Annotated in this window: 11 protein-coding genes and 1 pseudogene; 6 read left to right on the top strand and 6 right to left on the bottom strand. The window is 70.3% G+C overall.

Going from position 1 to position 22,215, the window contains the following annotated elements:
* Positions 1-5: 5 nt before the first annotated feature.
* The 4 genes from ACJ8AN_RS23265 to ACJ8AN_RS23250 all read right to left on the bottom strand — a co-directional run bounded on the left by ACJ8AN_RS23265 (position 6) and on the right by ACJ8AN_RS23250 (position 9,495).
* Positions 6-2,270 (bottom strand): ATP-binding protein, encoded by a 2,265-nt coding sequence (locus ACJ8AN_RS23265; RefSeq protein ID WP_407757636.1) that lies wholly within the window; start codon positions 2,268-2,270, stop codon positions 6-8.
* Positions 2,271-2,372: 102 nt separating this feature from the next.
* Entirely contained in the window at positions 2,373-5,165 is a 2,793-nt protein-coding gene (locus ACJ8AN_RS23260; protein ID WP_407757635.1) for a hypothetical protein, read from the bottom strand.
* A gap of 112 nt (positions 5,166-5,277) precedes the next feature.
* A complete protein-coding gene (locus ACJ8AN_RS23255; protein ID WP_407757634.1) occupies positions 5,278-7,551 on the bottom strand; it encodes an ATP-binding protein in 2,274 nt (757 codons plus the stop codon).
* 87 nt (positions 7,552-7,638) lie between these two features.
* Positions 7,639-9,495 (bottom strand): SLC13 family permease, encoded by a 1,857-nt coding sequence (locus tag ACJ8AN_RS23250; RefSeq protein ID WP_407757633.1) that lies wholly within the window; start codon positions 9,493-9,495, stop codon positions 7,639-7,641.
* Between the two features lie 202 nt (positions 9,496-9,697).
* Here ACJ8AN_RS23250 and ACJ8AN_RS23245 point away from each other — a divergent pair, with 202 nt between their 5' ends.
* The 3 genes from ACJ8AN_RS23245 (at position 9,698) to ACJ8AN_RS23235 (ending at position 13,847) form a co-directional block, all read left to right on the top strand.
* On the top strand, positions 9,698-11,491 hold the full coding sequence (locus tag ACJ8AN_RS23245) for a phosphoenolpyruvate carboxykinase (GTP) (RefSeq protein ID WP_407757632.1): 1,794 nt from the start codon (positions 9,698-9,700) through the stop codon (positions 11,489-11,491).
* A 134-nt stretch (positions 11,492-11,625) separates the two neighbouring features.
* Positions 11,626-12,444: a hypothetical protein gene (locus tag ACJ8AN_RS23240; RefSeq protein ID WP_407757631.1), complete on the top strand. Its 819-nt coding sequence runs from the start codon at positions 11,626-11,628 to the stop codon at positions 12,442-12,444.
* Positions 12,444-13,847 carry an ABC transporter substrate-binding protein gene (locus tag ACJ8AN_RS23235; protein WP_407757630.1) on the top strand — a complete coding sequence of 468 codons (1,404 nt, stop codon included), beginning with the start codon at positions 12,444-12,446 and terminating at the stop codon, positions 13,845-13,847. The genes ACJ8AN_RS23240 and ACJ8AN_RS23235 overlap by 1 nt, the downstream gene beginning before the upstream one ends.
* A gap of 39 nt (positions 13,848-13,886) precedes the next feature.
* Here the strand turns inward: ACJ8AN_RS23235 and ACJ8AN_RS23230 are convergent, their stop codons facing one another.
* Entirely contained in the window at positions 13,887-14,297 is a 411-nt protein-coding gene (locus ACJ8AN_RS23230) for a DUF5335 family protein (RefSeq protein ID WP_407757629.1), read from the bottom strand.
* A 207-nt stretch (positions 14,298-14,504) separates the two neighbouring features.
* Between ACJ8AN_RS23230 and ACJ8AN_RS23225 the strand changes: the two genes are divergently transcribed.
* Positions 14,505-15,407, top strand: a complete 903-nt coding sequence (locus tag ACJ8AN_RS23225; RefSeq protein ID WP_407757628.1) for a hypothetical protein — start codon at positions 14,505-14,507, stop codon at positions 15,405-15,407.
* Positions 15,408-15,418: 11 nt separating this feature from the next.
* The gene (locus ACJ8AN_RS23220) at positions 15,419-16,051 is read left to right on the top strand and encodes a hypothetical protein (protein ID WP_407757627.1); all 633 of its coding nucleotides are present in this window, start codon (positions 15,419-15,421) and stop codon (positions 16,049-16,051) included.
* A 198-nt stretch (positions 16,052-16,249) separates the two neighbouring features.
* On the opposite strand, the pseudogene ACJ8AN_RS23215 reads toward ACJ8AN_RS23220, so the two are convergent.
* A pseudogene (locus tag ACJ8AN_RS23215) lies at positions 16,250-16,471 on the bottom strand (type II secretion system protein GspG); the annotation flags it as partial.
* 330 nt (positions 16,472-16,801) lie between these two features.
* On the opposite strand from ACJ8AN_RS23215, the gene ACJ8AN_RS23210 reads away from it, so the two are divergent.
* On the top strand, positions 16,802-22,213 hold the full coding sequence (locus ACJ8AN_RS23210; RefSeq protein WP_407757626.1) for a beta-ketoacyl synthase N-terminal-like domain-containing protein: 5,412 nt from the start codon (positions 16,802-16,804) through the stop codon (positions 22,211-22,213).
* Positions 22,214-22,215: the final 2 nt, after the last annotated feature.

The raw sequence follows: 22,215 nt of genomic DNA, 5'->3' as shown, positions 1-22,215 counted from the left end.
CCCGCCTACGCCGCCGACCGCTCCGTGCGCAGCTCGGGGGCCAGCGGCAACTCCAGCGTGAAGGTGGCGCCCTTCCCCGGCCCGTCACTGTGCGCGACCAGCGAGCCGCCCAGCTCCTGGGCCGCCAGCGCGCTGGAGTGCAGGCCGAAGCCGTGCCCCTCCTCGCGGGTGGTGAACCCGTATTGGAAGATGCGCGTGCGCATCTCCGGCGCGATGCCCACGCCGTTGTCGCGCACCTCGAGGTGGATGAGGCCCGCGGAGGGCTGCCCCAGGCGCACGCTCAGGCGCCGCTCCTCCCGGGGCAACGCGTCCATGGCGTACTTCGCGTTGCTGATGAGGTTGACGAGGATCATCAGCACCTTGTGCTTCTCCGTCAGGACGGGAGGCACCTCCACCAGGTTGCGCTCCACCTGGACGGAGTGGCGGCCGAGCGCGGCCTGGTTGATGCGCAGGGCGTCCTCCAGCAACTCCCCCAGCTGCACCGGCTCGAGGAGCTGCTGGGGCGTGCGGGCGTAGCGCTGCTGCATCTTGACGATGGCGCCGATGTGATCGGTGTGCCGGCTCACGTCACCGAGCAGTGTCTGGAGCTCCTGACGCTCGCCCTGCATGTGCTTGCCCAGCTGGCGCAGGTAGGGGAGCACGTTGCGCCCGCGCCCATCCTCGAGGAGGAAGGGCCCGAGCTCCGCCCGGTGCTCCTCGAGCAGGTCCGCCAGGCGCTCCACGCTCTCGAGCTTCAGCGCGGCCAGCCGCTCCCGCGCCAGCAGCGCCGAGGTGAGCACGCTGTTGAGCACGTTGCCCACGTTGTGCAGCACGTTGGTGGCGATCTCCGCCCGGCCCACCTGCCGCGCCGTCTCCACGAGCTTCCGGTGCACGTCCGTGAGCTCCTGGGTGCGCTCGGCCACGCGATGCTCCAGCCCTTCGTTGGCCTGCCGCAGGGCCTCCTCGCGCCGCTGGACCTCGCGGGCCATGCGCTGGAAGGCGTGCGCCAGCTGGCCCAGCTCGTCCTCGCGCGAGGTCTCCAGCCCGACCTCGAAGTCCCCGGCCTCCAACCGGGTGGTGGCCTGGGTGAAGTCCCGCAGCGGGCGGGCGATCTGCTGCCGCAGCACCCAGTACATGATGCCCAGCTCCATCAGCAGCGACACCACGCCGAACACCAGCACGTAGCGCGCCGCCCGGAAGGCGGTCGCGGACACCCTGCTCTCGGGCAGCACCGTGACGAAGCTCCACTCCGGGCCCGCCAGCCGCTGCACGGCGAGGTACTCGTCATACTCCGGCAGCTCCAGCACGACCTGGCCGGGTGAGCGCGCCTCCACCCGCTCGAAGATGGCGCGCAGGTGGGCGCGCTGCGCCTCGGTGCTCGCCTGCTCGAAGATGGCCTCCGGCGGCCGCGAGTCCTTCAGGATGTTGTAGGCCTCCGCCCCGCTCTTCACCCGCAGCTCGGGGTGGGCGATGAGCAGGCCATCGTCGCGGAAGAGGAGGTTGTACCCCCCGGGCAGATGGTTGCCGAGCGTGCGGTCCATCAGCTCGTTGAGGAGCACGTCATGGGACATCGTCGCCACATGGCGGCCGTCCATGTCCAGCGGGGTGGTGGCTGTCACCATCCACGTCTTGCTGGGCGCGTCCTCGAAGACGCCGGTCCACGCCGTCTCCCGCCGCGGGTTGTTCTGGGGCAGGGCGAGGGTGGAGTACTCCAGCTCGAGGATGGAGAAGTCGGGCGCGAGGTCCTGGAAGTAGGTGGCCCCCTCGGGCCAGTACCCCACCACCACGCCCTCCGGCAGCATGACGCCGGTGTCCATGAAGCGGGCATGGAAGGCGGGCCCGTACTGGGCGACCACGTCGTACGCGGCCAGGAGCCGGCGGCGGAAGTCGTCATCCACCTTCACCCCTCGGGGCACGAAGACGCCCGGCATCCGCGTCCCATCGAAACCCTGGGGCTGGTTGCGAAGCGTCCCATCCGGCAGGGTCGCGAACACGCTGTCGAAGCGGCGCTGGAGCTCCTCGTCGCTCACGGCCCGGTACCGCTCCGCGAAGGCCTTACCCAGAAGCGCGTGGTTGTCCTCCGCCAGCAGGAAGATGGCCTGCTCGCGTGCACCGCGCTCCGAGACACTCTGCTCCATCCGCACGAGGGCCTCGTCGCGGAAGGAGTTGAAGATGTGCAGGTAGCTGAAGAAGGTGGTCAGGACGATGATTACCGCGATGCGCACGCCCATCTTGATGAGCGTCGAGCGGGCCAGGGAGGACGAAGCAGAGGTGGGGGTCGTGGCCTGCATGAGTCTGGCTCCGCGGGTGGGAGAATCGGCAGGAAGAGAGCTGCCACCGGGAAGCCGGGCCCGACCCTCGCGCGAAGGACCGGGCCGGCTCCCCAGGGTGGATCAGGGGGTGCTGTGCGGATCCGCCGGATTGCTCCCCGCGGCCCGCTCGTCACCGTCGGGGAAGCCATCGAGGTCGCGATCGATGCCGATGCGCTGGCCCGAGCCCGGAGGCGCGCAGGTATAGGTCAGCGTGCCCCCGTGCGTGGCGATGCGCTGGCGCAGGGCCGCGTCGGCGACGGGGAGCTGGGACTGCCGGTCGGCCTTGAACTGCCCGCCCTGGTAGACGAAGCCCACCTCGGTGAGGGCGATGCGTCCCTTGGCCACCAGGTCACACTCCCCGGCGTTCGCACGGGCCACCAGCAGGTTGATGCGCGGGCCGGCCATGGACGCGTTGCTCGGCGTGAGCGTCACCTGCTGTCCGACGATGGGCGCCAGGTTGCTGTCGAAGGCCAGCAGGTACTGCTCCATGTCCTTCTTGAGCTGCCGGCCCTCGGGCGAGTCCGGGATGCCCACCGAGTTGAAGATGGGATGGAAGTCGAAGCCGGCGTTGAAGCGCAGCAGCGTGTCGATGGAGCCGTCGCTGTTGAAGCCGAAGCCACGGACCTGGTCTCCGAGGAAGGAATCGGGCTCCTGGAAGCCGAAGGGGAAGGCCACGCCGAACATGCCCACCTTCTGGTACAGGTTCCGCAGGTGCGGCGTCTTGGGGAAGATGGCCGTGCCGACGAAGGCGGACTTGCTGTCCGTGCCGAAGAGGCCCTTGAAGGAGCCCGCACCCGGGTTGGCGTTGGGGTCCAGGCGGTGGCAGGAGTTGCAGGGCCCGTGGAAGAAGCTCACGGTGTTGAAGAAGAAGTCCTTGCCCGCCTGCTGCGCCGGAGTGAGCGAGTTGTCGAGGTTGCGCACCGGGTTGGGCGGGTAGACGACCTGGAGCATGAAGTCGGAGAACTGCTGCATCTCCGCGGGCGACAGCTGCGAGTTGCGCCCGAGCAGGTCCATGAACGCGGGGTTGAACTGCTTGAAGGCCGCGGACTCGTCGAAGGCGCCGCTGTCGGGCTGGGAGCTCGGGGCGTCGTTGCCGCCAGTGCGGTCTCCGCGCCAGTGCATGGGGCCGTGGTTCGCCATGCCGCGCAGGCTCTGCGTGGCCAGCGGGCCCTTCACCGGGTGGAAGTTGGGATCCTGGCCGAAGGTCGGATCATCCCCAAACTCGGGTGGCACCTGGGCGATGGGGTTCTTGTTCTGCTTGTAGGTGCCGTCCGGGTTGCCGAGGTTCCAATCCAGGCTGTCGAAGTCGCCGAAGATGTGGCAGCTCGCGCAGGACGAGTCACCGTGGCTCGAGCTCTTGCGCGCGTCGTAGAGCAACGGGCGCCCCGCCACCACGCTCGGCGGCTCGGGGTTGTACATGGGCACGTGGGCGAGCTCCTGGCGCGTGCCGGTGTGGATGACGGAGATGGCGTTGTCGAAGCGCGTCAGCACGTACAGGCGCCCGCGCAGCTCGTCCAGCACCAGCCCCGTGGGGCCGCCGCCGCTCACGGGAATCTGGTTCGACGTGCCCGGCACGAAGGTGTCGGACTCGAGCGCGGCGGTGGAGTAGACGCCCACCTTCGAGGAGCCGAACGCGGCCACGTACAGGGTGGCGCCGTTGGAGGTCACCGCCATGCCGAGCGGCTGCGCCAGGCTCTTCTCGTTCTCGGCGTTGGGGAGGGGGGCGCAGCAGGCCGCGTAGTTGATGTGCTTGTTGAGGTGCCGCGGCGCGACGCCCGAGGAGTCCAGCACGGTGATGCGGCTCTCGTGCAGGTGCCCGCGCAGACTGCTGCCGGCGAAGGTGCCCGGGCCCTCGAAGCGCAAGTCGTTCCGGGCCTCGGTGTTGCTGACGTACACCTTCCCGTTCACCGGGTTGACGGCCATGTTGAAGAGGATGGTGCCGACGCCCGAGTAGAAGCCGGCCGGGCCCGACAGCTGCGCGGGCGGATTGGCCGTGGCGTCGATGACGAACACGTCCTTGTCCGGCAGCGAGAAGCGCACCAGGTCATTCCACGGACGGCCCAGCGAGTCCACCCAGTCCTGGCCGTTGTACTTCACCAGCACGCCCGTCTCCGGCGCGGGAATGCCCTCGAAGTTGGTGTTCGGGCCCGGCACGCCTCCGGCCGCCTCGCCCCCGTTGGGAACGATCGACTCGGCGATGATGGTGGTGCGGTTGCCCGAGTGGAAACCGGCGGCGTAGACGCGCGAGCCATCCGGCGTCACCGCGAGCGAGCGCGGCGTGTCGCTGAAGAGGTTGACGAGGGTGAGCGGGTTGCCCGCCAGCGAGGTGCCCAGGTTGTCCGCGTCGAAGACCCAGACGTCGGCCCGGCCGATGCCCGGCGTGGTGAACTGCGGATCAAACGGCACGTTCTGCCCGCGGTGGGCGGCGGTGATGAAGGCGCGGCACCGGTCCGGCCCGGCGAAGACGATGTCCCGCGGCTCGTCACCCACCAGCAGCGTGCGCACCACCGCGCCAGCGCGGCCTCCCGGCGTGAGCCGCACCACGCTCACGCTGTCGGACAGGTGGTTGACGACCCAGACCTCCTCGTCGCTGCGTGCCGAGACCGCGACGGGCTCGAGCCCCACCGGCACCGAGGACACATGGGTGAGGCCGCCGGAGGTGACCTGGAAGACCTCCAACCGGTTGTCCGGCGTGTTGACGGCGTAGAGGAACGCGCCACTCGGAGAGAGCGCGAGCGGCCGCACCTGTCCGCTCTCGAAGAGGGTGAACGGCCCCGCGACGGCCTCCTGCCCCGCCACCAGCACCACGCACCACATCACCGCGAGCACTCCGCGCCAGAGCTCCCGGCGGAACGCCCTGCTCCTGGAAACCATGCACCCCTCCACGGCGCGAAAGTCGAAAGCCGCGCCGGTATTGAAAAAAGAGGATTCTACTGTATCGAACGCCCACACGCGGTGTGCCGCGTAGGCCCACAGCGGGCCACCCTCAGGCCGTCCCGCTTCGCCTCGGACGCAGCGACCCGACGAAGGCCAGCAGCTCGTCGAACTCGATGGGCTTCACGAAATGGCGGTGGAAGCCCGCGGCGGCACTGCGGGTGTGATCTCCGTCCTGGCTGAAGCCCGTGAGCGCGGCGAGGACGGGGCTCGACTCGCCCAGCCGTTCACGGAGGCGCGTGGCGACCTCGTACCCATCCATCCCTCCGGGCAGGCCGATGTCGAGCAGCACCACCTCCGGGCGGAACGACTCGACCCGGCTCAGTGCCTGCACACCATCGTGTGCCACGGCCACCTCGTACCCGCTCATGTCCAGCAGCTCGGCCAGGGTCTCGGCGGCATCGACGTTGTCGTCGACGACCAGCACACGCAGCGCCTGCGCCGGCCTGGCCTCGGCCTCGGCCTCGGCCTCGGAGGGAACAGGCTCCTCCCGCCGCGCCTCCAGCGACGGAGGGGCCTCGGCCTGGACGTGTGCGGGCAGCCAGACCGTGAAGGTGCTGCCGCGGCCGGGGCCCTCGCTGCGCGCCTCGACCCGGCCACCGTGCGCCTCGACGAGGCTGCGCACCAGCGCCAGACCGAGGCCCAGTCCCCCCACGCTCCGGTCGAGCGTGCGAGGCCCCTGCACGAAGGGCTCGAAGAGCCTGGGCACGAGGTCCGGCGGCAGGCCCTGGCCATCGTCCTCGACGGCGAGCGCGATGCCACCGTCGCGCTCCCGGGCGCGCAGCTGGATGTGGCCGCCGGGGGGCGTGTACTTCGCCGCGTTCGTGAGCAGGTTGGCGACCACCTGCGTGAGCCGATCCGCATCCGCCAGCACCGGGAGGCCCGAGGGGGGCACCTCGACCTCGAGCACGTGCCCACGCTGCCCGATGAGCGGGGCCGCCGCCTCCACGGCGTGGGCGACCACGGACGAGAGCTCCAGCGGCTCGCGGTGCAGCGACATCTGCCCGCGGGTGATGCGCGCCATGTCGAGCAGGTCATCCACGAGGCGCACGACGTGCCGCAGCTGCCGGGAGATGACCTCGTGCTCGGGCGTCCCCGCGAGGCCCCGCCGGCGCAGCAGCTCCATCGAGGTCACGATGGGGGCGAGCGGGTTGCGCAGCTCGTGTCCGAGCGTGGCGAGGAACAGGTCCTTGGCCCGGGTGGCCTCGACGGCTTCGGCGCGTGCCGTCTCGGCGGCGGCGAGGTGCGCGTCCCGCTCGCGCTCGCGCTCGCGCAGCAGTTGGCCGGAGCGCTCCAAGGCCTCGCCCAGCTGCGCCAGCTCGCGCACGCTCGAGGGCTCCATGAGGAGGGGCTTGCCCAGCGCGAGGGCCGCCGCGGCGTCCGAGGCCCGCGAGATGGAGCGCTCGATGCGCCGGGAGAGGACCCAGGCCCCGCCCGCGCTCGCGAGCAGCAGCACGAGCCCCAGCCCTCCGACGGCCAGCATCGAATCGCGCACGGGCGCATCCAGCAGCTGCCGGGGGCTGGCGACCACCGCGATCCACTCCGAGGGCTGCGAGCGGCTGAACGCCACGTAGGTCGGCTCGCCCTCCATGGACACGCTGGGGAACACGCCCTCGAGCGCGGCGCGGGTCTGCTCCAGGAACGCGGGCGTCGCCGGCTTCCCGACGAAGCGCTCGGGATCGCGGGTGCGGGCGGCCACCAGGCCCTGCGGGTCGACGAGCGCGCGCGTCCACTCCTCCGTCCCCGAGGCCGTGGCCACCACGTCGGTGAGCGCCTCCGGCGTGATGACGGCCGTGAGCACGTACCGCAGCTCGCCGCCGCGCAACACCGGCACCCGGACGGGAAAGGCGAGCACCCGCGACGGACCCCGGCCCACGGCGATGTCACCGACCACGGGCTGGTGCGTCTGGACGACGCGCGCGAAGCTCGCCGGCTCGGCGAGGGGCGGCAGCGGGGCCCCCATCGGGGAGGCCGTGCTCACCAGCGGCTGGCCGTCCGGCGAGAACAGGAGCACATGCTTCCAGGCCGGTTGCGTGTGGAGCACCCGCTCGCACTCGGTGCGGAAGGCCTCCAGCTCACCCGAGTCGAGACGATCGGACTCGGCCAGCACCCGGAGCGACCGGATGGAGCCGGACATCTCCCGCTCGAAGGCTCCCGCGAGCGCGCGCGCCGACTGGACCGCGCGCCGCTCGACGGCCTTGCGCTCCAATCGCGCCAGCTGGAACACCACGACCGCGGCGAAGACGACGGCGGGGAGGAGCGTTCCGACCGCGAGCCGGACGAGATGCCAGCGGAGTGGGAGGCAGGAGGCCTGGGGCGAGGACACGGGGGAGACTCGCGGGAACCGTAACGAAGCACCGCGAGCCGCGCAAACGGACCCGGGTCCAATGGGGCGGGAGCATCCAGCCGCGCTTCAAGGTTTCACGAGGCGCTCACTCACCGGCTCTCGCGTGCGGACGGGCTCGGGGCCGGCCTTCTGGAAGGGCCACACCAGGGGCACCACCGCCACGAGGAAGGCGAGCAGCAGGGCCGTCAGCGGGGTGCCGAGCCGGAAGAAGTCGGTGAAGCGGTAGTGGCCGGGGCCGTACACCAGCACGCAGCTCGGCTCGAGCGGGGTGATGAAGGAGCAGCTCGCCGCCAGCGTCACACCGATGGCGAAGGGCCGCGCGTCCACGCCCAGCTTCGCGGCGGCGCCGATGGCCACCGGCAGCATCACCAGGGCCGCGGCCTGGTTGCTCATGGGCGCCGACAGCAGGATGGTGAGCGTCATCATCACCAGCAGCACCATGCGCGGGCCTCCGTACTCGCCCAGCCGCGCCGCGAAGTCGCCCAGGAATTGGCCCGTCCCGCTCTCCTCCATGGCCACGCCGAGCGCCAGCATGGAGCCGATGAGCAGCACCACGCGCCAGTCCACGCGGAAGGCCCGCCGCGCGTCCACGCACCCGGTGGCGATCATCGCCAGCATGCCCGCCAGTCCCGCCACCGACAGCGGCACCACCTTGAAGGTGCCCAGCGCGAGCGCGCCCAGGAAGAGCACCACCGCCAGCAGCGACTTGCCGTAGCGCGGCGGCTGGTACTCCACGTCCCCCAGCACGAGCAGGTTGACGCCGTCCGACAGCTCCTGGACCTTCTCCCGGGGCCCGCGCAGCAGCAGCACGTCACCCACCGACAGCGGCAGCGCGGACAGGGACTGCCCGCCGAAGAGCCGCCCCAGCAGTTGCAACTTCGTGAGGCGTTGAATGGCGGGCTTGCGATGCAGCGCCAGCGCCACCAGGCCGTAGCGCTCCAGGAAGAGTGTCTCCTTGAGGCTGCGGCCGATGAGCGGGCTGCCCGTGGGCACCGTCGCCTCCACCAGCAGCGTGTCCTGGGGCCGCAGGTCCGTGTCCGACAGCCGCATGTCCGGACGGATTTCAATGCCCCTCAGGTCCTTCACCCGGAGGATGTCCTCGCGGTTGCCCTCGACGATGATGCGCTCGTCGCCCACCAGCCGGTACGTGGGCACCGCCGGCATCGACTGTCCCTCGCGCACCAGCCCGATGACGCGCAGCCCCAGGCCCTCGGTGATTTCCGCCAGCGCCTTGCCCACGTAGCGCGAGTCGGACGGCAGCATGGCCTCGGTGAGGTAGTCGCGCAGGGCCCAGTCCCCCACCGCGCCCTTGCCCACGCGCGCCGGCAGCAGCAGCGGGCCCAGGAACACCACGACGAGGATGCCCAGCACCGCCACCGGCAGGCCCACCGGCGACAGCTCCGTCACCCCGATGGGCGCCAGCCCGAAGCGCACGAAGGCCGCCGAGGCCACCAGGTTGGTGGAGGTACCGAACAGCAGCACCATGCCCCCCAGCATGGAGGCGTACGCCAGCGGCAGCAGCACCTTGCTCTTGGGCACCTTGGCGCGGTTCGCCGCTCCAATGGCCACCGGCAGGAAGGCCGCCGTCGTCACCGTGTTGGAGACGGCCGAGGAGAACACCGCCACCACCACCATCATCGCCAGCACGAACGTCTGGTGTCCGAAGCGCGCGAAGAAGGCGAGCCTCTGTCCGATCAGATGCACCACTCCGGTGCTGGCGAGCCCCTCCGTCATCGCCAGCAGGGTGAAGATGAAGATGACCGTGTCGTTGCTGAAGCCCTCGAAGGCCTGCTCCGGCGTGAGCACCCGGGTGACGGCCAGCAGACACACCACCACCAGCGAGCTCACCTCGATGGGCACCACGTCGATGGAGAAGAGCACCAGGGCAACGAGCACGATGCCCAGGACGATTGCGATGGCCATGAACGCCCCGAACCTGTGACCCGGTGCGCCAGAAGGTGAGACCCCCACCTCCAACGAACGTCGCCTTCTGGATAGTGACGGTTCAATAAGTGAAATTGAAGGGTGATGGGAGGTGCGGGACGGGGTCGACGGGGGGCCGGTGTTGCTTTTACAGGGGGCAGCCTGGAAGGTTGCCGCCCACCTTTTTTGAGGAGACTCGCGAATGGCCTCGACCCAATCCGCGGCGCTCCAGGGCAACGCTCCCACGAAGAACGCGGAGCTGCTGGCCTGGGTAGCCAAGATGGCGCAGATGACGCAGCCGGACAACATCGTCTGGTGTGACGGCTCCGAGGAGGAGAAGAAGCGCTTCACCGACCTGGCGGTGAAGGAGGGCATCCTCATCCCCCTCAACCAGCAGAAGCGCCCCGGCTGCTACCTGCACCGCTCCAATCCCAATGACGTGGCGCGCGTGGAGCACCTCACGTTCATCTGCACCACGAACAAGGAGGACGCCGGCCCCACCAACAACTGGATGGAGCCCGAGTCCGCCTACACCAAGCTCACCCACCTGTTCACCGGCTGCATGAAGGGCCGCACCCTGTACGTGGTGCCCTACGTCATGGGCCCGCTGGGCAGCCCCTACGCGAAGATTGGCGTGGAGCTCACCGACAGCGTCTACGTCGCCCTCAACATGCGGATCATGACCCGCATGGGGAAGGCCGCCCTGGACATGCTCGGCGACTCCAACGACTTCAACCGCGGCCTGCACAGCACGGGCGACCTCAACCCGGACCGCCGCTACATCTGCCACTTCCCCCAGGACAACACCATCTGGAGCTTCGGCAGCGGATATGGCGGCAACGTGCTGCTGGGCAAGAAATGCCTCGCGCTGCGCATCGGCAGCTTCCTCGGCCAGCACGAGGGTTGGCTCGCCGAGCACATGCTCATCCTCGGTGTCACCAGCCCCAAGGGTGAGACCACCTATGTGGCGGCCGCCTTCCCGTCCGCGTGCGGCAAGACGAACTTCGCCATGATGATCCCGCCCAAGGACTACGCGGGCTGGAAGATCGAGACCGTGGGCGACGACATCGCCTGGATGCGCGTGGGTCCGGACGGGCGTCTGTGGGCCATCAACCCCGAGGCCGGCTACTTCGGCGTGGCCCCCGGCACCAACCACAAGAGCAACCCCAACGCCATGGCCAGCGTGGCCAGGGACACCATCTTCACCAACGTGGCCATGACGGCCGACGGTGACGTGTGGTGGGAGGGCATGGACGGCGAGGTCCCCGACGAGCTCACCGACTGGCAGGGCCGTCCCTGGAAGAAGGGCAGCACCGAGAAGGCCGCGCACCCCAACAGCCGCTTCACCGCGCCGGCCTCCAACAACCCGGTCCTCAGCCCCAAGGCGAACGACCCCATGGGCGTGCCCATCTCCGCGCTCATCTTCGGCGGCCGCCGCTCCAACACCGTCCCGCTCGTCATCCAGGCCTTCAACTGGACCCACGGCGTGTTCCTGGGCGCCACCATGGGCAGCGAGACCACCGCCGCCGCCACCGGCAAGGTGGGCGTGGTGCGCCGCGACCCCATGGCCATGCTGCCCTTCTGCGGCTACCACATGGGGGACTACCTCCAGCACTGGCTGGACATGCAGAAGTCCATCGCCCACCCGCCCAAGATCTTCCAGGTCAACTGGTTCCGTCAGGACAAGAACGGCAAGTTCATCTGGCCGGGCTTCGGCGACAACATGCGCGTGCTCGAGTGGATCGTGAACCGCGTCCACGGCCGCGTCCCCACCGAGGAGACGCTGCTGGGCTGGGTGCCGCGCGCCGACCAGGGCCTCAACCTCAAGGGCCTGGATCTCTCCCCGGAGGCGGTGGCCGAGGTCACCTCCATCAAGGAGGACGAGTGGAAGGCCGAGCTCAAGAACCAGGAGCCCTTCTTCGAGTCGCTGGGCCTCAAGGCCCCCGAGGCGCTCACCCTGCAGCGCAAGCTGCTCATCTCGCGCCTGGGCACCTGAGGGATTCCCACGACCGTCCTCCAGGACGCGCCGTGAAGAGGTGACGAGGGGCCGTCCCACCGGCCGGTGGGAGGGCCCCTTCCCTTTGCGGGCCCCTTCGCCCGGCGGGGAATTCGGGAGTAGGCTCCGCCCCCATGCGATTGGTCCTGGTTTTGTTGGCGGCCCTGTTGCTCGCCCCCGGCCTGGCGAGCGCCCAGCGGGGTGGCCCCCGCACCGCGAAGGAGCTCACCAAGCAGGCCGAGAAGCTGTACGACCAGAAGAAGTACCTGGAGGCGGCCGAGCTGCTGGAGCAGGCGAACGAGCTCAAGCCCGACACGCGGCTCATCTACAACATCGCCCGCGCGTACGATCAGGCCGGCAAGGCGAAGGAGGCCGTCTCCTACTACGAGAAGTACCTCACGGACGGAGAGGACGCGCAGCTGCGCAAGCGCTCGCGGGTGTCCATCGACCGGCTGAGGCTGCAACAGGAGAAGGAGGAGAAGACGGCGGCGGCGGCGGAGACCGAGCGCCGGCGGCTGAAGGAGGAGGCGGACGCGACGCGGCGGCGCATGGAGGCCGAGCGGGAGTCGGCCCGGCGCTCCGAGGCGGCCAGCCAGCTGAACCTCAAGGCCGCGTATAACGACGCGCTGGTCTCGCGCAAGCGCATGCAGGTGACCTCCATCGCCCTGGGTGGCGTGGCCCTGGCGGGCGTGGGCATGGGCACCGTCTTCGGGCTGAAGGCCCGGAGCGCGCGCTCGGACTTCGACAGCGCCAGGGAGCTGGACACCAAGCTGGCGGCGAAGAAGCTCACCCGCGACAACTCGGCGCTGGCGGACATTGGCTTCGGGGTGGGACTGGTGAGCGCGGTGGCCGCCATCCTGCTCTACCCCAAGGAACCCGTGCCCCAGCCCGGCAAGGCCCGGTTGACCTCGGCACCCCAGGGCGCCGGGGCGGGCGTGGAGGTGAGCTTCTGATGCGCGCGCTGATCTGGACGGGAGTGTTCTGCGTGCTGGCCACCGGGTGCAGCCTCACCACGGCGGCCGGGCTCGACCAGTGCGAGACGAGCGCCGACTGCGACAGCGACCAGGTGTGTACCCAGGGCGTGTGCCTGCCGCTGCCCCTGGGCTGCGGCACGCTGTATGGCTCCACCGACCCGGGCGCCATCCAGATGGGCGCCCTGGTGCCCCTGCACACCAGCACCGACGCGGACGCGAGCGTGGACCAGTCCGATGAGCAGGCGCTCAACGCCGCGCTGCTCGCGCTGGACGAGGTCAACCAACGGGGCATCGGCGGCAAGCAGATCGCCCTGCACTTCTGCGACACCTCGAACGACGCGGAGCGCACCCGCAAGCAGGCCGAGTGGCTGGTGGGCGACAAGAAGGTGACGGCGGTGCTGACGGCCGGCAGCAGCCAGACGCTCGAGGCGGCGAAGGTGACCGTGCCCAGGGGCGTGCTCACCCTGTCCTATAGCGCCTCGTCGCCGGAGCTCACCTCGCTGCCGGACACCAACGGGGGCACCACGGGCCTGGTGTGGCGCACCTCGCCCTCGGACGCCATCCAGGGCAGCGTCATCGCCGACCTGCTGAAGGACACCACGCGCTTTGGCACCCTGTCGCGCGTGGGCATCCTCTACGTGGACGACCCGTACGGGCAGGGCCTCTACAACATCATCTCCGAGCGGCTCAACACCGGCTCCAACCGGATCGCCAACCGCGGCTTCTTCTATTCGCGGCATGGCGACGTGAAGGAGGCCCTGGCGCAGCTCAACATGTACGACCCGGACGTCACCGTGCTGATGGCCTTCGCCGACGACGCCACGCCCATCCTCGTCAACGCGGCCGGCCTGGAGAACCTCAAGCGCGCCAACGGCCACAAGTGGTTCTTCTCCGACAGCGTGAAGGACGCGGCCGTGCTCGCCAACCCGGACTCCGCGCGCGAGGCGCAGGGCTTCTATGGCACCGCCCCGGCGCAGGGCACCGGCCAGGCCTTCAACACCTTCAGCTCGCGCTTCAGCGACAAGTACAAGAAGAACCCGGGCGAGTACGCCTACACCTCCAACGCCTATGACGCCCTGTACCTGATGGCGCTGAGCGCGTCCTATTCCCAGGGCACGGCCAATAGCGTGACGGGCGTGAAGATGGCCGAGGGGCTGACGAAGGTGTCCAGCGGCACCAGCGGCACCAACACCCAGCTCACCAACTCCAACTTCACCTACCTGTCGGCGGAGCTCGCCGCGGGCCGGAGCGTCAACGTGGACGGCGCCAGCGGCGCGCTCGACTTCGATGCCACGGGCGAGGCGCCCGCGCCCGTGGAGCTGTGGCAGGTGCAGGACACCAACTTCGCCTACGTCTCCACCCTCAACCCGCCGCCCAATTGAGACGCGGACGCCCTCGCCCGCGTCTCGAGGGGAAGGCTTTCAGGGTCCGGGCGCCGGCTGCTCACCGCCGACGCTCGACTCCAGCAGGACCGAGGCCGGCAGGCCCGGCTGGCGCTCGAAGAAGATGAGCGTCTTGCCGTTGTCCCCGTCCTCGATGGCGATGCAGTCGATGTTCCCCGAGTCGTCCACGCTGAGGAACACGCGCGCCGGATCCTCGATGTGGTGCATGAAGTTCTGGCCGGCCTCGCCCACGGTGATTTCGAGGTCGCCGATCTCCGAGCCCTTCGTCTCCAGGTCGATGCCCACCAGGGGGAGCTTCCGGACCATCTCCTGGTCGCCGATGTCCCGGTTCTCCACCTCGATGCGCACCGGATAGGTCTGCGCCTGCCTGCCCAGACGCTCGAAGCAGACGGACCAGTTGTCTCGTGGAATCTCGATCGTGTTCGCCATGGCCACCTCCGCAAAGGAAGGTAGGTCCGAGCGCGGACGCGCGGCGCCCTCGCCCGCCCCCGAGGGCGAGAGCGTCTCCCTTCCGGCCGGAATCCAACCAGGGTGCCTTCCGGTGCGCCCCCTTCCCTGACCGACCCGGCGGGACGAGGCGGCCGGCTTCCTTTATCGGCGCCAACGGCACGTTCGGGCCCAGAAGACCCTCCTGCCATGGTTGCCGTTCTGATGGGCTGGCTGGGGCTGGAGACGGTGTACGGGCTGATGGATGGCTGGGCCCGCATGGCGAACGCGGCCCACGAGGCCACCACCTTCGAGGAGTTACGCGCGGCGGGCGAGGAGTTCGGCAAGGCGCTGGGCGAGGACGCGGCACGGGCGCTGATTCTGGCGGTGTCCACGCTGGCCGGGCGCACGCTGGGCGAGGTGGCGGCGAAGGTGAAGTCACTGCCGGGCTACAGCCTGGCCGGAATGCAGTGGGAGGCCCAGGGCGGGGCCGCTGCCCTGGCCCCCGAAATGGTGGAGGAGACGGCCCTGGCGCAGGAGACAGCTCTGGCCCGGGCGGTGGCGGCGGCGGAGACGGTAGCAACGTCTCCCCAGGGCCCCCTGGCCGTGGTGATGCTCAAGAAGCGGCCGGGCAGTGCTGCGCAGGCCCCGGGAGGCCGCTCCGCCCGGACCGTCCTCCGCCACCGGGGCGGCAACCAGCAGGTGGAGCTCAGCGATGGTCAGCGCTGGCACCTGCGCCGGGGCCAATCGCTGGCGGACATCCCCGCCGAGGATAAGGTCGGCGACATGCTGCAAGAGGCGGTGACCCAGGCCGCCCAGGAATGGGGGCCCGACAAGCTTTCCTTCGCGGAAGAGGACGCCATCAACAAGGCCCTGAAGAAGGGCGAGTACTGGCTGGCGCGACTGTTGGAGCGCGAGGCCCGGGGGCGTTACGTACAACTGAAGGTGAAAGCGCAGTTCGAGCACCTCTACGACTTCAGCCTGAGCAAGGGCGTCGACGTGGTTGACCCTGCGAACGGCCGCAAGTACGAGATTCTCTCCGGAACGGCGTCGAATCTGGCGCGGCATGGCAGGCGCATGGCGGGCGAGTTCTTCCGGATGCTCACCTTCTGAAAGGGGCGGCGATGGATTGGCTCGGGAACATCGTCTTCGCGGACCGGGAAATCGAAAACGAGCGGCTGGAGCTGACGGACACGAAGGCCAACTACATCCTCGGCCCCAACCTGACGCTGAAGAACTGTACCCTTGTGCTGAAGGTGCCCGCCCGGCGCCTGAGCCTCAAGCAGCCCCGCTTCATCGACTGCACCTTCGAGGTGAAGCAGGAACTCAAGAACCATCAGAGCTGGGTGGCCGCGTCCCTGAAGGGCTGCCGCTTCAAGGGGCGCCTGTCGGGGTGCGACTTCGGGTACTGGCCTGAATACATGAGCCTGCCGTGGTATGAGTCCGGCTCCATCGAGGACTGCGACTTCTCCGAGGCCCGCCTGGACGGCTGCCGCATCATGGGGTGCGACCCCGCCACCCTGCGCTTTCCCAAGTGGCCCTGCTTCACCATCCTGGACCCCATCCGCCGAGCCCCCGAGTTGCGACGCGTCAAGTGGCCGGGCAGTTTTGGTGATGTCACGGTGGAAAACCTCCACAAGCAACCGTCCCGCGCCACGGCCTTGACGTTGTTCGCCCCCGCCATGGCCATGCGCCATGAGACCACCGAGGATGAACTGCGAGCCGTCATCGAGCAATTCGACTTCATCCTCTACTAAGAGAGGCGAGCTTCCCTCCGGCACGCCGCTCAGCGGGAACCCTTCTCGAGTGAAAAAGGGTTCATGCGCAGCTCGAGCCCGTGCCGGAGGACGATCGCGTCCAGGGCACGCCCCCGTACCCGCTTCGTGCGCAGGAGGAGGAGGTCGCGCCCTTGCAGCGGACCCTGCTCCAAGGCCTTCAGCAGGGCCGGCTTCCGGCTACCGGTTCGCCACCTTCTCCTTCTGGAGATCGCGCGAGGAGATGTCCGCGTCGATGCCCTCGCCGCCGGGCGCTCCATCCCCCCCGTAGCTGGTGACGACGGGCTTGCCGCTCTCGTACATGTACACGTACTCGTTGCCCCACGGGTCCTTGGGCATCGTCTCCAGGGCCTGCGTCTCCACCAGTGCGCGCAGGCCGCTGGCCGTGTCCGGGTAGTGCCCCGCGCCTGCCCACGAAAGGCGCACGACTCCAAGGGGAAAGGGGCGCTGAGGCGTGCGTCCGCCGGTGCCACCGCGCCAGCCTGTCCTCGCGCCGCCGGGCGGGCGTGACAGCCCGTCACAGACGGCTGCACTCCCCGGGGCTCCATGCCAGTACGCGCTCGGGTGATCGTCCACCAGACAGGCAGCCAACAGGTCCGCCCACCCTGGGAACACCCCCCTCACGCAACCTCCGCCCCCCCGCGACTCCCGTGGTAGGCTCCAACCGCCCTCCGAGCTCTTTGCCTACATCTCCCTCCCCTGGGTTCGACCCGGCCAACAGAGAGACCCTGAATGGATGCCATCGCCGTGGTGGGACTCGGTTGCGTCCTGCCCAATGCCCTCCGCGTCACCGACTTCTGGGCCAGCATCTCGACCGGCAAGGTTTCCCTCTCGAAGGTTCCCGCCCGTGCCTGGGAGCACTCGCTGTACTACCACCCGGATCGCACCATGCCGGACCGGGCGCACGCGGAGCTGGGCGGCTTCATCCACGACTTCGTCTTCGACTGGCGCAAGTACAAGGTCACGCCCGCTGACGCCCAGCAGGTCAACCCCTTCCAGTGGATGATTCTGGAGGCGGGTGACCAGGCGCTCTCCGGGGTGCGCGTGCTGCCCCGGGACACCACGGGCATCATCCTCGGGGCCACGAGCCTGGGCTGGCAGCGCGACAGCGGGCTGCACATCCGCCTGGAGGACATGCTGGACGCGGTGCGCACCACGGACGAGTTCCGCGCGCTGCCCGTCACCCGGCAGCAGGAGGTGCTCGAGGCCACCGCCCAGCGGCTGCGCACGCGCCTCAAGGAGTGCAGTGACGACAACGTGGTGGGCTCCTCGGCCAGCGTGGCCGCGGGGCGCATCAACATGCACTTCGACCTCAAGGGGCTGCACTACTCGGTGGACGCGGGGTACGCGTCCTCGCTGGCGGCCCTGGACCTCGCGGTGCGCGGGCTGCGCGACGGGGAGTTCGACCTGGCGGTGGCCGGCGGCGTGAGCGAGATGCTCACGCCCCTGGAGTTCATCGCCTTCTCCAAGCTGGGCGGGCTGTCGGTGAAGGGGGCCGTGCGGCCCTTCTCGGACGAGTGCGACGGCACCCTCCTGGGCGAGGGCGTGACGCTCTTCGCCCTCAAGCGGCTGGAGGACGCGGAGCGCGACCGAGAAACCATCTACGCGGTGCTGCGCGGGGTGGGAGGCTCGTCGGACGGCCGGGGCAAGTCGCTGGTGGCGCCGCGGCGCGAGGGCCAGGCGCTCGCCATGAGCCGCGCGCTCGAGGACGCGGGCGTGGCGGCGGACTCGGTGCAGTACGTGGAGTGCCATGCCACGGGCACCCCGGTGGGCGACGTGAGCGAGGTGCAGGCGCTGGCCAGCGTGTACAGCGGGGCGCCGGGCTCCATCGCGCTCGGCTCGGTGAAGGCCAACCTCGGCCACCTGCGCGCGGGCGCCGGAGGGGCGGGCCTGCTCAAGGCCGTGCTCTCGCTGCACCACGGGCAGATTCCCCCGCAGCCGGGCGTGGAGCGCATCAACCCCAAGCTGGAGCTGGAGCGCACGCCCTTCTACGTGCCGCGCGCGGCGCAGCCCTTCCGCCCCGGCACCACGCCCCGCGCGGCCGTCAGCGCCTTCAGCTTCGCCGGCAACAACTACCACGCGGTGCTCGAGGCGTACCGGCCCGCCAGTGAGCCGCGCAAGGCCGCCCCCCGCCGCCGCGAGCACGAGCCGCTGGCCATCATCGGCATGGGCGGCATGTTCCCCGGCGCCACCAACGTCGAGGCGCTCTGGAAGAAGCTGCTCGCGGGCCACGACGCCACCGCCGAGGTGCCCCGCGACCGCTGGAAGGCCGACCGCTACTTCCACCCGGAGCGCAAGGACAAGACGTACACGAGGATTGGCTGCTGGCTGGACTCGCTCCCCTCTCCGACGATGGAGATGCGCATTCCTCCGGCGGCCTGGGCGTCCCTGGACCCTTCGCACGTGGTGACGTTGTTGAGCGCGGAGCAGGCCCTCAAGGACGCGGGCTACGTGCCCGACAAGTGGAACCGGGACCGGGTGGCGCTGGCGCTCGGCTTCCTGCCGTACCAGGGCATCAAGTTCCTCGCGGACTCGCGCGTGCGCTGGGCCGAGTTCTCCAAGGAGCTGCGCGAGACGCTGGAGAAGTCCGGACTGCCGGAGGGGCCGCGCACCGCCATCCTCGACAACGCCGAGGAGCGCTACAAGTCGGGCCTGCCCCCCATCAGCGAGGACAGCCTCACCGGCTACCTGGGCAGCCTCAACGCCGGCCGCATCTGCTCGCTCTACGACTTCCACGGGCCGCACATGGTGATGGACTCGGCCTGCGCCAGCTCGCACGCCGCGCTCCACGCCTCCTGGAAGCTGCTGCAGCACCGCGAGGCCGACGTCGTCCTCACCGGCGGCGTGTGGGCCGACATGTCGCCCGAGTTCTTCATCGCCGGCTGCCGCTTCAACGCGCTGTCCGCCAAGGGCAGCAGGCCCTTCTCCGCCGGCGCCGATGGCTTCGTCCCCGGCGAGGGCTGCGGCATCCTCGTGCTCAAGCGGCTCTCCGACGCCGAGCGGGATGGAGACCGCATCCACTCCGTCATCCGCTCCATCGCCGGCTCCAGCGACGGCAAGGGCCGCTCCGTGCTGCCCCCGAGCGAGCTGGGCGAGACGCTCGCCATGCGCCGCGCCCTCACCGCCGCCAACGTGCACCCCACCAGCGTGGACTACGTGGAGTGCCACGGCACCGGCACCGCCCTGGGCGACGTGGTGGAGACGAAGTCCACCCACAACACCTACTGCGTCGAGGGCCGCCACCGCCCCATCCTCATCGGCTCGGTGAAGTCCAACATCGGCCACCTCAACGCCGCGGCCGGTGTGGCCGGGATGATCAAGGTGACGCGGGCGATGCAGGAGGGCCTCCTGCCCCGCTCGCTCAAGAGCGAGCCGCGCAACCCGAAGATTCCCGACGGCGTCGAGGTGGTGACGGACAACCGCCCGTGGCCCGCTCCCGCCAGTGGGGCCCCGCGCCGCGCGGGCGTGAGCTCCTTTGGCGTCGGTGGCTCCAACTTCCACGCCATCCTCGAGGAGTACAAGGGGCCGTCCTCCTCGCCTCCGGAGAAGAAGGAGCGGGAGAACGAGCCGGCGGACGGGGACCCGAAGCTCGTCGCCGTGGCCGGGGCGGATGCGCGCGCGTGCCTGGCGCGGCTCGACGCCCTGTGCGAGCAGCCGGGGCCGCTCGAGGACACGCTGCGCACGCCCGAGGGCCCCTGGCGCGTGGCCATGACGGCGCGCACCCGCGAGGAGCTGCGCAAGAAGCGCGACTTCCTGCGCAAGGGGGTGGAGGCGGGCGGAGACCTGGAGCCGCTCGGCCAGTCCGGCATCTTCGCGGCGGGCCCGGACGCGCCCCTGCGCGGCGCCCCGGTGGCCATCACCTTCCCCGGCCAGGGCGGCCAGTACGCCAACATGCTGCGCCCGCTCGCCCGCGCCTACCCGGTGGTGGCGCGCACGCTCGAGGAAGCGGACCACCTCTACCTGCGCCTCACCGGCCGCACGCTGACGGGCAGCTTCTACACCGAGGACCCCAAGGGCTACCGGCAGAACGACGAGGACATCCACGCCGCCGTCCTGCTCGTCAACGTGGCGCTCTACCGCCTGCTGGTGGCCCACGGCATCCGCGCGGACGTGCTCATCGGCCAGAGCGCGGGCGAGCTCGCGGCGCTGGTGGCCGCGGGCAGCCTCACCCTGGAAGAGGGCCTGCGCGCCATCCACTCGCGCACCGTGGCCGTGCTGGAGATGCCCACCGAGGATCCCGGCCACATGGTGGCGCTCGCGTGCCCCTCCGAGCGGGTGTCGAACCTCCTCGAGGGCCTGCCCGGCTACGCCACGCTCGCCGCCGACAACGGGCCGCGCGCCTGCATCGTGTCCGCGGACCAGCACGCCCTGCACGGCCTGGTGGCGCGCTGCGAGGCCCAGGGGATTGAAGCCACCGTGCTCGCCGTCTCGCACGGCTACCACTCGCAGCTCATCGGCGCGGCGCGTCCCGCCTACCAGCGCGTGTTGGAGGGGCTGACGTTCCGCGCGCCCACCGTGCGGCTCATCTCCACCATCGACGGGGCGGACTACGGCGCCCGGCCGCCGCGCGAGTACCCCGCCTTCCTCACCCGCCAGTTCGTCGAGCCCGTCCTGCTGCGGCAGGCCATCGCCGAGGCGCACCGGCGGGGCGCCCGTATCTTCATCGAGGCCGGACCCAAGTGGTCCCTCACCCAGTTCACCCGGGAAATCCTCAAGGGGCAGCCGCACGGAGCCATCGCCTCGATTCATCCCAAGGTAGGAGACATGGAACAATTCAAGCGCGTGCTGGGACATTCATTCGTGAATGGCGTGGGCCAGCTCTCGGCGGATGCGGCCAGCGCGGAGGACGTGGTGGAGCAGGTGCTGCTCCAGCTACCGCTCGATGGGGTGCTCGAGCCGGCCACCGCCTTGAAGGTGGCCATCTCCCTGGGACGCGAGTTCGGCGTGGACGCCTCCATGGCGCAGCCGGAGAACCTGCGGACGTTCGACGCCATCATCGCCCTGGTGGAGCAGCTGCGCACGGGCGAGGCCGCCACCGTCACCGCTCCCGCCCCCGCGAAGGCGGCCCCCGTCGAGCCTCCCAGGCCTCCGCCGAGAGTTCCCGAGCCGCCGCCGCCAGCACCGGCCCCGCTGCCCGCGCACGTCGCGCAGGCCGAGACGATGGTGCAGAAGAGCATCGCGCTGCACGAGGAGGTCCGGCGCGTGCTGATGGACACCGTGGTGGCCAAGACGGGCTACCCGGAGGACATGCTGGCGCTGGACCTCGATCTCGAGGCGGACCTCGGCATCGACACCGTCAAGCAGGTGGACATCTTCGCGCGCACCCGCGAGGCCTTCGGCGTCACGCGAGACCCCAACCGCGCCCTGCGCGACTTCAACACCCTGCGCAAGGTCATCGACCACATCGTCGAGCGCGTACTCGCCCTCAATGGTGCCTCGGCTCCGGCGCAGGCTCCCGCTCCGGCCCCCGCGTCCCGGCCCGCTCCGGCGGCTCCGGCCCCCGCCCCCGCCGTCGCGCAGGCTCCGGTGGTGCCCGCCGCGCCGGTGTTCCCCGTCACCTCGTCCCCCGGGGTGCCCTCCGCCATCGCCGCCTCGCTGAACCTCACGGCCCAGGTGCGCGAGGTCCTCATGCGCACCGTGGTGGAGAAGACGGGCTACCCGGAGGACATGCTGCAGCTGGACCTCGATCTCGAGGCGGACCTCGGCATCGACACCGTCAAGCAGGTGGACATCTTCGCGCGCACCCGCGAGGCCTTCGGCGTCACGCGAGACCCCAACCGCGCCCTGCGTGACTTCAACACCCTGCGCAAGGTCATCGACCACATCGTCGAGCGCATCCAGCAGGCCGGGGCCGCGGCTGCCTCACCCGCCGCCGCCGCGCTGGCCTCCGCCGCCGCCACCGTGGCGCCCACCGCGCCCCTGCCCCCCGCCGCCGAGGAGGCCGTCCAGCGCTCCGCGGGTGGCGGCCCGCGCTCCGTGCGGGAGGCCCTGCTCGCGATGGACCTGCGGCAGGTGGGCGCCAGGGGCGAGGAGCTGCGCAAGCTGGGCGAGGCACTGGCCTCGAGCGTGGGAGTCGCCGCGCCCGACACGGGGAAGGTCCGCACGCTGGGCGAGCTCGTCCAGCAGCTCCTCAAGGAGCGCTAGGC

The organism is Archangium sp., assembly GCF_045802675.1.
Taxonomy (GTDB): Bacteria; Myxococcota; Myxococcia; order Myxococcales; family Myxococcaceae; genus Archangium.
Note: the sequence above shows the minus strand (reverse complement) of the source record. Positions and strands in the feature narration are given on the sequence as shown.